12 protein-coding genes are annotated in these 12840 nt (G+C 38.5%); all 12 read right to left on the reverse strand.

Annotation, left to right across the window (positions count from 1 at the left end):
• Positions 1-156 precede the first annotated feature (156 nt).
• On the reverse strand, positions 157-1485 hold the full coding sequence (locus tag AC1DUW_RS04640) for an amidohydrolase family protein (RefSeq protein ID WP_477642068.1): 1329 nt from the start codon (positions 1483-1485) through the stop codon (positions 157-159).
• 634 nt (positions 1486-2119) lie between these two features.
• Positions 2120-2572, reverse strand: a complete 453-nt coding sequence (locus AC1DUW_RS04645) for a GNAT family N-acetyltransferase (protein WP_057214254.1) — start codon at positions 2570-2572, stop codon at positions 2120-2122.
• A gap of 1011 nt (positions 2573-3583) precedes the next feature.
• Entirely contained in the window at positions 3584-4468 is an 885-nt protein-coding gene (locus tag AC1DUW_RS04650) for a DMT family transporter (protein ID WP_053347749.1), read from the reverse strand.
• A gap of 599 nt (positions 4469-5067) precedes the next feature.
• The gene (locus AC1DUW_RS04655) at positions 5068-5898 is read right to left on the reverse strand and encodes an STAS domain-containing protein (RefSeq protein WP_477642062.1); all 831 of its coding nucleotides are present in this window, start codon (positions 5896-5898) and stop codon (positions 5068-5070) included.
• A gap of 294 nt (positions 5899-6192) precedes the next feature.
• The gene (locus AC1DUW_RS04660) at positions 6193-6366 is read right to left on the reverse strand and encodes a hypothetical protein (RefSeq protein ID WP_157444338.1); all 174 of its coding nucleotides are present in this window, start codon (positions 6364-6366) and stop codon (positions 6193-6195) included.
• Positions 6367-6460: 94 nt separating this feature from the next.
• Positions 6461-7012, reverse strand: a complete 552-nt coding sequence (gene hxlB / locus AC1DUW_RS04665) for a 6-phospho-3-hexuloisomerase (protein WP_082612602.1) — start codon at positions 7010-7012, stop codon at positions 6461-6463.
• Positions 7009-7641, reverse strand: a complete 633-nt coding sequence (gene hxlA, locus AC1DUW_RS04670; RefSeq protein WP_477642063.1) for a 3-hexulose-6-phosphate synthase — start codon at positions 7639-7641, stop codon at positions 7009-7011. Before hxlA ends, hxlB begins: the two co-directional genes overlap by 4 nt.
• Positions 7638-8927 (reverse strand): MFS transporter, encoded by a 1290-nt coding sequence (locus AC1DUW_RS04675; protein WP_053347753.1) that lies wholly within the window; start codon positions 8925-8927, stop codon positions 7638-7640. The genes hxlA and AC1DUW_RS04675 overlap by 4 nt, the downstream gene beginning before the upstream one ends.
• A complete protein-coding gene (locus AC1DUW_RS04680; protein WP_056520157.1) occupies positions 8924-9880 on the reverse strand; it encodes a sugar kinase in 957 nt (318 codons plus the stop codon). Before AC1DUW_RS04680 ends, AC1DUW_RS04675 begins: the two co-directional genes overlap by 4 nt.
• Complete coding sequence (locus AC1DUW_RS04685) at positions 9877-10641, reverse strand: sugar phosphate isomerase/epimerase family protein (protein WP_477642064.1); 765 nt, start codon at positions 10639-10641, stop codon at positions 9877-9879. The genes AC1DUW_RS04680 and AC1DUW_RS04685 overlap by 4 nt, the downstream gene beginning before the upstream one ends.
• An 84-nt stretch (positions 10642-10725) precedes the next feature.
• Positions 10726-11769 (reverse strand): LacI family DNA-binding transcriptional regulator, encoded by a 1044-nt coding sequence (locus tag AC1DUW_RS04690; protein ID WP_387830141.1) that lies wholly within the window; start codon positions 11767-11769, stop codon positions 10726-10728.
• A gap of 344 nt (positions 11770-12113) precedes the next feature.
• Positions 12114-12668 (reverse strand): DinB family protein, encoded by a 555-nt coding sequence (locus AC1DUW_RS04695; protein ID WP_477642065.1) that lies wholly within the window; start codon positions 12666-12668, stop codon positions 12114-12116.
• Between the last annotated feature and the right edge of the window lie 172 nt (positions 12669-12840).

The following is a 12840-nucleotide window of genomic DNA, read 5'->3' on the forward strand; positions in this document are numbered from 1 at the left end:
CAGCAACCTCCTTTACCGAAATAAAGCAACCGTTTGTTCATTTTGATCAGTTTAAGTTCGTTAAAATCTTACTTCCCTTCCAATATGGTATCAGATATCCGGTAAATAAAACTTTTAATAAACTGAACATCATGGTAATTACAGGTTTTTTTTAGTTTATCGTGAAAGGGTACCCTGCAATCGATTCACTTCGGCAATTACTTTTTCTTCATCAATCGTTAAGCTGCAGCCGTCTTTCACAACCATCTTGCCATCAATGTATACATCACATACATCATTTCCGCGTGCCGCATAAAGCAAATGCGAATACGCTTCACTAAGCGGTTGTAGATGCTCTTTATTATAAGGATAAATAGAAATGAAATCTGCTTTTTTATCTACTTCCAAAGAACCCGTATGGCCCATGCCAATCGCTTCGGCTCCCATTCTTGTTGCCATAGCCAGTGCCGTTTGAGCAGGGAATTTGGTGGCATCTTTATAAATGCCTTTTTGAAGCAATGCAGCCGTTCTCATTTCCTCGAACATATCGAAGTTGTTATTGGAAGCTACGCCATCTGTTGCAACCCCTACTTTAATCCCGGCGTCCAAAAGACTGACAATATCTGCAATCCCAGATCCCAGCTTCAAATTACTAATTGGATTATGGGCAACCCTTACATCATGCTGTTTTAATATCGCTCGCTCTTCATCGTTGAGAACCACTCCATGGGCCATCACGGTTGGTTGATCGAAGAGACCTAAACGGCGAAGGTGCTCGACAGGACGAAATCCGTATCGCTTTTCAATGTCCAGAATCTCAAAATCCGTTTCCGAAACGTGAATGTGCACCATCAAATCATTCTCTTTAGCAATCCGTGCACTCTCAACAATCGCCTCAGGCGTACAAGCATACGGGCTATGTGGCGCGACCATGGTAGTCAGGCGGCCATCGGCAAACGTTTTATAGTTTTTAGAAAACTGCTCAGCCCCCACGAGATTCGCTTTTTGTTCTTTTTCCGTACCTAAGCTAAAAATCGTGTAGGAAAAGGCTCCGCGCATTCCTGTTTCGCCTATCGTCTCCATAACAGCACCCGCATCTATTCCATTAGGATTAAACATATCCGAAAATGTAGTTGTTCCTGATTTTAACATTTCCAAAATGCCAAGCTGAGTACTTACAGAGGCGATTTCTGTTGTAAACTGGCTCTCAATCGGCCATATTTTCGTTTCCAACCAGGGCTTCAGCAACATGTCGTCTCCGATCCCTCGTAAAAGGGTCATCACAATATGCGAATGAGTATTCACAAGGCCTGGCATAATCCATTTTCCGCCAAGGTTGACCACTTGATCTGCATCTGCCAATTGCTCTTCAGAATGCGGTCCGATGTAGGATATGAGTTGATCTTGCACAATCATCATGCCGTTTTCAAAGATTTGATTTTCCTTGTCCATGGTAAAAAAGGTACCGTTAATAAAAATCGTCTTCATTTGTATTTCCTCCAAAATTATTACGTATCATTAGAAAAACTTGTTTCTATTCCGCTTTATTTAAAAGCTTCTTTGATAATCCTCTGTATGCCTTCCAAGCTGTGATTTGCCAAGTCTATTGCAGATAACATTAGCAAATGTTCTTTTCTACCACACTTATTATTCTCTCCATATAATTAGTAATCGACAGATAACTGTCTATACGAATATCCTCACCCATATAGTTTTAATTACTACTTCTTCTACAATTAAATATTTTCTAGGCTGTGACCTTTCTACAATTGATATCTGCCACATCATCCGGATCCATCAGATTCTTCATCTGTTCTAGAGTAAAAATTCTTTTCCAAAATTCGCTAAGATGTACTTTTACGAACGGTTTAGAAACTCACTTGAGACTTCCATATCCAAATGGAACTTCAAAAAACACTTCAAACAACAAAAAAAGCTATCGCAATGACAGCTCCGATTTTAAAGTAAAGCACCCGTTAGTTCAAGAACAATATGATTTTTTCATAAATCTCCCTCAAATAAAAGGTTCTACTAGTTGCCGTAGGCTGCGATAACTTTATTTGCGTCCTCTACTAAATTGATCTTAACAAAGAGTAAACGTTCGTACCTTCTTTATTGAAAAATTGTCCCATTAGTTAAATTAAAGCTTCATTTTTAGACCCTCATGAGTCGCTTTAAATCCTAAACGTTCATAAAAATGCAGCGCTTCTTCGCGCTTTTTATCAGTTGTTAGCTGAATAATATGACAGTCACGCTCTTTTGCACGCTCGATTGCCCATAGGATTAATTTGGTTCCTATCCCTTTTCCCCGTTCTGTAGATGCCGTTCGAACCCCTTCGATAGTAGCTCTCCAACCACCTTGATGTGTAATATATGGAGTAAAAGTAATCTGTTGAACACCAACAATTTCTTCACCAAGGCACGCAACAATCAATTCATTATTCAGGTCTGAATCAATTGATTCAAATGCTTTTAGATAGCTTTCTGGAAGGGGATTTTCGTAACGTTCTCTCGTCCTCCCCAATTCATCGTCCGCAAGCATTTGTACAATTTCATTTAGGTCTTTTGCTGTGGCCATTCTAAATTTAACCATACTCCCCCTCCAAGATTTAAGATAAGTTACTTTAGTACCAATCATCATACCTAACGATTAGATAATGATTAAATTTTAATAAATTATTTACATTGATGACTTTTCCTTAATCAACTATCCATACTTTACATACCGCCAACCAAAACTTCATTCCCAATAAGAAAGTACCGAAATTAGAGTACTTGTACCTTATTGGGAATGTGTGCTTAACCGTAAGAAGCATACTAAGCACAGCTGTAGAAGTGAGGATAGGTCGATTGGAAATTAGAACTTTGAGTTGGTGTTTATACTAAGATTAATCATCAAGTATATATAATTACATGATTTTTTATAAATGAAAAGGTTAATTAAACTAATTTTACGATTTGATTAACCTTTTATAGTACTATCATTTCTGTGAAGTTTTACTACATAGTAAATAGAATAAATATTGCAGGTATAACCTTAATAAGAAGAATATCCAGTACACAAAAAATGGTATGAAAAAGTGATATTGCTACTTTACTTTCATCTTATAAAACCCCTTTCTATTAAAGGAAGTTTCCAATTTAGACTTTTAAAATTAGTTTCGGCATTCGATGTTATACACTTCCTACCTTGCTTTGTCCATTTTCGTATATATTTTAAATATTATACTTAAAACTGCAAATAGCATGAGAGTATTTAGTACAAGTAAACCTAATTTAATCTGTGTGTGTTTAAAAATCTTATACTGAAATATTTGTAGAATATTTGTGACCTCTCCATCACCTTTATAGTTTATCCAATTCAAAGGTATCCCGTATCCATCGCCAATTTGTGGTAACACGAATGCTGCAACAGTAGTCACAGCCAAACTAATTAAGAACAATTTCTTGTAAAACATTTTTTACCACCTATTGTATTCAATTGAATAATTTGTTTATTTTTTGAAATTACGTTAAATAATACCTGCTTTTGCAACTCACTATAATGACTGTGTGGTGACTATCTTCAATTGCACTCTAATCATACAGTGTCTGCCCTACTCTTCTACATAACCTTGTTTTCGGATTCTGTAAGGGTTTTAGGAGCCTTAAGTACATAAAACAATCCGCTGAAGATTAATAAAATTCCAAGGCATTGAAGCAAATCTGGATGAAATCCAGTAATCAAGATATCTAAAAGTATAGCAACAAACGGGTCTACAAAAATCATAAAAGAGACTATGTTTGTAGGCAAGTGACGAATACTATTAAAAAACAAAAGGTACACAACTCCTGTATGAACGATACCAGTGAAAATGGCATAAAACCACTCCGCTGAATGTAGGACTGTGTAGGTTGAAAAATCAATAAACGGAACTAGTAATAGAATACCTATAAACATTTGAAGAGAAGTGGTGGCATACACACTTGTCTTTGTAATGCTCTTTCCTAAAATCATTGTAGCTGCATAGAAAAGCGCCGCAAGCACTCCATATATAATTCCTTCCCATTCAGGAGATGATGACCGGAACCCATCTGTTCCCATAATAAATAATGTTCCTATGAAACATAGAAAGATTGCTACGATAGAGAACAATGTCAATTTCTCTCTAAAGATGAAGCTCCCTATAATAAGAACAATCATAGGAGCTAAATGATAAAGTGAAATAGCAATCGTCACGGATATCAATTCAAACGATTTAAAGAGGAATATCCAGTTTAATAAGTTGGTTCCCCCGCAGAGGATGATCAAAGGTGTCTCTTTGAAATTCCATATCTCTTTCTTATAATTCCCTGTCAATACCCAAGCAGTACATAAGAATACTGCAGCACAAATGCAACGAACAAAAACCAGTTCCATTGCCGGAAGGCCTGTGAGTTCAGAGAAAAAACCGACAGTTCCAAATATGGTCATGGCCAAAGAGAGTTGGAATAATGCATTTCTATTCATTGTTAATTTTCCTTTCTTCATTTCAATAGTAAGCTGGTCATGCTATCTTTCTCAGGCATGCCATCGTGCGTGACAATATTGGCCCACATTTGTTCTAGAATTACTAATCTATCCAGGTTATTGCGCGGCAAGACTGTCACAATATCATCTTCCATACCTTTCATTAATTATTTAGCCTAGGCGGGTTCTATCAATAATTTCCTACAAAGTGCCGAGGCTTTTTGTTCTAAATCCAGTCATTCGGTTATGTATATTATATCTGGGGCTTAATTCTAAAATAGAATTAAGCGTTGGCCCATTTTTATTGTATTTAACAATTCTCATTATATACTCTTGAATTAGGTTAACGGATGTAGTTTCTCCTTTATAAACTAAAGCTGCCAACTGAACAATAGTTAATTTTCACAGCTTGGATTTGCTCAGTACCCAAACTGTTCCCTTCCTTGCAGTACACATTGCAATACATTATGTGTTATACCTCCTTCCTATTTATTTCTACTTACTTCAGTTCGACAAAAGCAATAAAGAACCTCCCTTTATATTCCATATTACCCACAAAAAAAAGTCACCACTACATGGCGACCTTTAACTGTTACGATTTAACTCACAACCATATAATCCCTTAAGGCCTGCTGTAGCGTTCCCTTTATCTCTGCTTTATTATCGAAACAAAGCCCTGCACGAATCATTTTTGTAACAATTTCTGGGCGTAATCCAGTAATCACAGCTTTACACCCCATCATTGAGGTCCCATCGAGAATCTTCATTAATTGATTAATGATCTCAACCTCCATTTCAATAATACCAGATAAATCCAGGATCAAGATTTGAATCTTCAGTTTACCTATTTCCATCAATACCTTTTCCTCGATTATACGCATACGCGATTCATCGATCGATCCAATTAACGGAAGAACGCAGGTAGAGGGAGTGATTGGGATGATAGGAACAGATAGATTTTCTACCAAGTTTTGCTGAGCTAGAATCAATTTGTCTTTATAATCAGAATAACTGATAAAAAAAGATTTAAGGAAAATATCAACCTTTTCGTTCACTTTTTTCTCTAAATCGAAAAAGACTTTCGAATCGTTAAACACATCTTTTAATTTCTCAAATTCATAAAGAAAATTCCACAGTGTTCTTCGGATAGCTTGGATCCATTCCAATTTGAATGAGAGAGTTAAGGAATAAGTTGCCCAGACTACTCCTTCTTTTTCGGCAAAGGCAATCATATCATCCTCATTCTGCTCCACGATATAACGGATCAGCCTATGTGCATTATTCAAAAGGTCGACATTTCCAATCAACAAGATTTCTTCAATTTTCTCTCTGACATTGACTGCTTCCGACAAAAGCTGATCCTCAACCTCACTTTTGTTTTGCACAAGGAATTCCATTATTTTATCTTCCTCATTTAAAGAAAAACTCACTATTCTCCACTCCCTTTTTGGCACATTTCCCCTGTGATTTTTGTTACTAATACATTCTCTATTGGCGAAGTTTTATCCTTCTTAATTAGAAGGTTCCCCTTAAAGCTAAAAAAAGGTTCCGAATCTAATCGGAACCTCTCATTAACGAGTCATAATAATTTTTTATTAGCTTGGTAGTATCAGCTTATTTCCAATAAGCTAGTGTACGTATTCGCTTTGGATTTCGGAGGATTCCATACAAAGAAGAACAAAATTAAGTAAGCATAACTATATAGCTATGCTTACTTACAATCATTATTTATTAGGTGTTTCTTTTTCATCATCATCATCCATATTAGTGAGATATGCTTCTTGAATTCCATTCATCCCGTTCATTAGTTGTTCTGTGGTATATTCAAGACTTCCGACTTTACTACTTTGCTTATTTTTATTATTCTGTTCGACTTTTTTAGAATCTGAATTATCCAAGTTTTTCACCTCCAATGTATAGGATGTCTAAACATGGAAGAATTATGTATGATGGCTGGCCTTCTAATGAAGGGGCCAGCCTTGAAATTACACTCTACTCTACATTACTATGCTTGGAATAAGTTAGTTCATGGCTTATAGACTGGCTTAATGAATAATTTAGACATACTGCATCACACAAAACATGTACGCACTGATCAAATAATGAACTTAAAGGCTGGACACTTTTCGTTTCATGGTTTAAACGATTTTTCGTTGCAGCCGGAATCACCAGAACCTCATTAGAAACATTCGCTAAATCCGATTGATTATTCGTAGTAATGGAAAACACCTTGCATCCGATGTCTCTGCCTTTTGCAGCAACGGAAATCACACTATTCGTAGAACCACTCCCGCTAATGGCTATGATTAGATCTCCTTTCGCAAGAGAAGGTGTAATCGTTTCCCCGACTACAAAAACGTTTAAGCCAAGATGCATCAGTCGCATCGCAAAGGCTTTAGCCATAAAGCCCGATCGTCCTTCACCTACAATAAAAACTCTAGTAGCAGGCTGTAGCTGCTGTAGGAGCAATTCCGTTGCTCCTACATCCATTTTGTTAAAAACACCGTTCACTTCTTCTAAAATAATCGAGATTTCCTTTTTCAAACTTCATTCACACCTTTCACCATATTTATCGTTTCCTTAAACAGACGGGCAGCTTCTGCAGGATCTTTTGCTTTTGTAATCGCCGAGCCAATAATAATAACATCTGGACCCTGCCTGATCATTTCTGGCAAGGATGCAAGTGTAATCCCCCCTGCTACTGCTCTTATTAATCCATCCTGCTTCCTCATTTTGGCGACGGCATGATCAGCGATCTCCTGGCTATCCTTACTTACATGCTCACAAAACACTGCCTGATTGTATATCTGTAATTGTTCAAACCGGGAATCAGATACATTCAATAAATCAATCATGATCTGCCCTTTGTATTCACTCGCTTTTTCCAGGCATTTTTGTATGGTTACATCGGGTGYAGCTCCCATCACCGTAGCAACATCTGCACCCTCCTGAAAACATAAATCCATTTCGTAAGCCGCATTGTCCATCGTCTTCATGTCTGCAACGATTTTTTTATCCGGAAATTGATTTTTCATTTTTTTAATACTAGTCGCTCCAAACTCTTTAATAAGAGAAGTTCCTACTTCTATCCAATCAATAGAGGATTCCACGGTTCGAGCCATTTCAATGGCTTCCTTCATGTTCATGCGGTCCAGTGCTAGCTGAATGATCATGACGAAACTACCTCCCTTTGCTCGACTGATGCAACCACTGGCTTTTTAACCGTCAATGTGAGCAGAGCTGAAATCAATAAGGAACCGGCCATAAAAATATAGGATGCTCCTGGCCCTCCAGTTAAGCCGTTCAAATATCCAACAAAATAGGCACCTACAAATGAACCAAGCGCCCCCATACTATTAATTAGGGCCATTGCTCCTCCAGCCACATTCCGCGGAAGAATTTCAGGAATGATGGCAAAGAAAGGGCCATAAGGGGCATACATAGCACCGCCAGCAATGACCAACAGAGCATATGAAAGCCAGAAATTCGATGTACCGATCATGAAGGATCCGAAAAATGCGACCGCCCCTACAAGCAGAGATGTCCAAACAAACGTTTTTCGATTTAATGTTTTATCTGAAAAATAGGATAATGTCAGCATCGAAATAACAGCTAACAAGTAAGGCCCAGATGATAACCAGCCCGTTGCTACAATATCCATATGGGAGGCCTTTTTAATAATAGATGGCAGCCACATAACAAACCCATATACTCCAATGCTCCACGTAAAGTATTGGATGCTGAGTACGATGACCTGTTTTGATTTAAAAGCTTCACGATAATCTTTTACAGGCTTTAATGCAGCCTGTTCTTCTTGAAGGACAGACTCCATATTTTTCTTTTCTTGATCCGTAAGCCATTTAGCATCTTTTGGGCGGTCATTAACAAGCTTATACCAGATAAACGCCCACAGGACGGCCGGAAGTCCTTCAATTATGAACAGCCATCTCCAGTCAAATGCCTTCAATAAATAACCGGAAAGTATCGACATCCATAATACAGTAACTGGATTTCCTAAAATCAAAAAGGTATTGGCACGAGAGCGTTCTTCTTTTAAAAACCAGTGGCTTAAGAAAACGAGCATCGCAGGCATAACAGCGCTTTCAACTACTCCCAGCATGAAGCGAATGGGATATAACCACTCCACACTTGTCGCCATTCCCGTTAATGTGGCTAGTCCTCCCCAGAGAATCAAACTCCAGAAAATAAGTTTCTTTGCACTTTTCTTTTCCGCGTAATGTGCGCCAGGAACTTGGAAAAAGAAATAACCAAGGAAAAATAAGGCGGCCAGAAAGGAAGATACTCCTGCTGTAATATTGAGGTCTTCCCCCATCCCTCCTGCTACACCAAATCCATAGTTGGCACGGTCGAGATAGGCGAGACTGTATGTGATGAACACCAAAGGGATTAATCTCATCCACCTTTTCCTCGAAGCTACCTGTAATTGAGCAGATTTCATGATTGAAGCACTCCTTTTTTCATAAAGTGTTCTAGCTCTACCATATTAGGAAACCCCTCATGATCTCCAGAAGACATCACGGCTTTTGCTCCTATCGCATTTCCTCGTACAACAGCTTCTTCATATGACAACCCTTCCAATAATGCGCTGATTACCCCAACAGCAAACCCGTCTCCCGCCCCAACTGTATCAACCACTTTCGTGACAGTAAAACCGGGCACCTGTTTCCTTTCATTTTCTGTAGCAAGATAGGCTCCTTCTTCCCCCAGTTTAATCACCACAAGCTTAACCCCTCGTTCTAGATAATAACTGGCGATATCCTCTTTGTTGCTATATCCTGTTAGAATTTCCCCCTCCTGAATTCCGGGAAGAAGCCAATCCGCCTTTTCTGCAAACTGATTGACGACGTTAATCATCTCCCTCTCATTCGACCAGAGGGTAGGACGAAGATTTGGATCGAATGATATGGTTACATCCTTTAGTTTCAGATGATTCAACACTTGCCACGACAAATCTCTGAAACTACCTGAAATGGCAGGCGGTATCCCTGTTAAATGCAGGTGCTGAGTTAAAGGGAGCTGTTCTAATGGAAAATCCTCTAGGGAAATCTTACTGGCGCTTGAATTCTTCCTAAAGTATTCAACGACCGGATCTCCTTTTTCGACTTTCGATTTCAGCTGGAACCCTGTTGGATTTAGCTCATCTACTAAAATATTCGAGACATCTACTCCTTCAGTTGTGAGCGTTTTCATAATCATTCGCCCGAATGAGTCATTTCCGACCTTGCTCATCCATGCAGTCCTGATTCCTAACCTTGACAAGCCAATGGCTACATTGGTTTCCGCCCCCGCCACAGAACGTTTATAACTTAAGCAGTCTTCAAGGCTCCCCGGCTCATCCGCTATGAACATCGCCATTGCCTCTCCCATCGTTAATACTTTAAGCTCGCTCATTGGTTAACCCCCTGTTCCATTTTCATATGTGAAATATAGGTTGCTACATTTTCCAGGGTTACCGGGAATTCAATCGCTCTCGGATAGGTACCACTAAACCTTTCTAATAACTCATTCACATCAGACAGCAGTGGCAATGAAATCGGCTCAGTTATCCATTCCTCTTTCTCCCTCTTCACCTGTTTCAAATGAACATAGACAACATATCTCCCTAACTCTTGTGCAGCCTTCATTGGAACCTCATCTGTGTACAGCCAGTTGCCCATATCAAAAGTCAATCGAATCGGAATGCCCAACTTCTCAGAACGATTCAGAAAATGAGCGATTCGATTTAAATTTCCACCTTCAAGCGTTTGGTCGTTTTCGATGGTAATCTTTAATCCACTGTGGCTTTGCATCTCTTCTACTAAAACCTTATTTACTTGAGTCATATCAGTTTCCGTGAAATGATAGTGTCCTAGAGGCAGCTTTAGCAATTCAGCTCCCAGTTCATCCGCTTCCCTAGCCAGTTGCTTAAAACGTTGCTCATCCATTTGATAGTGAGGGCCGATCAGACATTCAGGAGCAGAATAATAAATGTCTAAGTTAAGCTCTCTGCATAAGGCACCTAATTCTTTCAATGAATCATCTTGGCCCAATAGCTCTCTTCTGATTTCGATTCCATCTGCTCCAGCGGCTGAGATTGATTTTATGATTTCAAGATGCCCGAGTGTTTGAAGTATTTCTAATGGTATTGAATTCATGCATACAAAGACTTTCATATTACTCCTCCTAATGAATGCGTTTTCACCAAAATGGTATCGGTACCATTTTGTGATGAAATAAGACTTCCTTTCTTAGAAGACTTATTTCTGGATATATGGCGTTGTTTGTCTTATGTTCAGTTTCGCTTGATACGCCATTGTTTGGGCTGGAGACTCGTTCCCGTCAATACGACGCAATATCATTTCCATAGCAGCCACCCCGATTTGATACGTAGGCTGTTCAATTGTTGTAATTCCTGAATAAACAATCGTACTCCACTCTGGATTATCAAAGCCAATCATTGCTAAATCTTTTGGAACCGACAGTTTCTTTTCTTGTAAAAGCAAAATTAATTTTAATAGCACCACACTATTTGCGGTTAATATAACTCGTGCCTTGCCTTCCGAGTCATCTAAAAAGTGCTGAAGCTTGGAATCTACATCATTTAAATCGTCGACATTTACCTCATAAACATCTTTTGAACTCGGATGACCGTGGCTCAATAACGTTTGCTGAAAGGATAGCCGCCGTTCATACCGGGTACTTACTTTGCTTGCTGGTTCGCTGAAAAACGCTATTCGTTCATAGTTTTGGTTGACCAAATAATTGACCGCTTGCGAAGTGGCCTGAAAATTATCCAATCCTACAGTATCAATTTCAAGATCAGGTACTTTCCGATCCAGCAAGATAATCGGCGTCTTCTGGTCTTGCATCTGTTTTAACATGTCGTGATTTCCGCCGGTTGTATGAATAATGAGCCCATCAATACGATGGGATAGAAGCATTTCAAAATATCCTCTTTCCTTAACCGGATTATTATCCGAGTTGCAAATCATCAGATTATAACCGTTCTGGCTGCATATATCTTCAGCCCCACGAAGGATAGCCGTCGTGTATGGATTGTTAATGTCTGCAACGATAATTCCAATCAAATAACTCTTATTGCTTTTAAGCCCCCTGGCCATGGTACTGGGGCGGTACTCCATTTTGTTGATTGCCAGCTCGATTTTCTTGCGGGTTTTGTCAGAGAGCTCATCATATCTCCCCCCTAAATAGCGGGAAACCGAGGTTTTTGAGACACCCGCTTCTCTAGCGACGTCGTAAATTGTAACTTTTGAATTTTCTCGTTTAACCATTTCATTCATCCATTCGCGAATTTTGGTACCGGTTCCATTTTTATAAATATTAACACATTACCAATGAATGTCAATCTATTTTCAATCATAATACTCTTTCGAATTAAAAAAAGTACATTACATTAAATCACTTATATTCTTTAGAGTTTTCCTTTTTAAAAAGTTTATTTTCAGGTAGTTGCATAAACAAAAAAAGCGGCCAGAGGGCAGCCGGATCTTCAATGAAAGCAAGTTTTCAACCTAAAAAAGCCGATTAGTGTACGTTAAAGTATCGACTTCCTTAATTTGTTTAGTTAAACTAACTCCACCATTAGCTTAAAAATAAGTTATCCGCAGGTTAATAGTTAAATATGTTAAGAAGCATTCATGTGGCGGACTTTCCAAAAAAAATTGTAAATATTAAAATCTGTCATAGGAGCATCGGTTAAACCAACATTTCGTCCAATAGTTATAATTTGCCCTCGATGATAGGTACTATGATTCATTACATGGAGAATATATTCAAATCTTGGACGGGTTTCATTAAACCATGGAGTTTCCACATGGCAATCTTTTGTTATTGAACTTTCGGTAAGTGAATTCACATATAGGGCCAGTTCTTTGGAATTGTCCACAATCATTTTAAACACTTCTTCGACAGTCTTATTTGATCGTTCACTGAAAACCCCTATATCCGGTGTTGACTCCTGCTTTAACACTTCCAACCAAAATTTCTCACCAACAGAAACATGCTTGAGTGTCCATTTGATACTCGGAAAACTCGAAAGTATTTTCTGTTCTATTATTTCAGATGGCTTTGTTTTCAGCCAATCTATCAATTGGGCATTTGCCCAGAGGTTGTAGTTCGCATAGTCTTTCATGAGCGATGTTAAATTCATTTCTTTTGTTTCTGGTTGTTTTTCTTTCATGTTTACCTCTCCTTTGTTTTAAGATTTTTTTCTACCCTTCTTTCTTACGTTGTTACCTTCAATCATATTCTTCCATATCCCCCTTTGACACCAATTATTGTAAGTTGAAAGAGTGTTAAACTAAACGGCTACGTTAGCACAATAAAAAAAGAGTTACCGCAGCAACCCCCAC

It is taken from the genome of Peribacillus sp. P4_C12, from assembly GCF_056402095.1.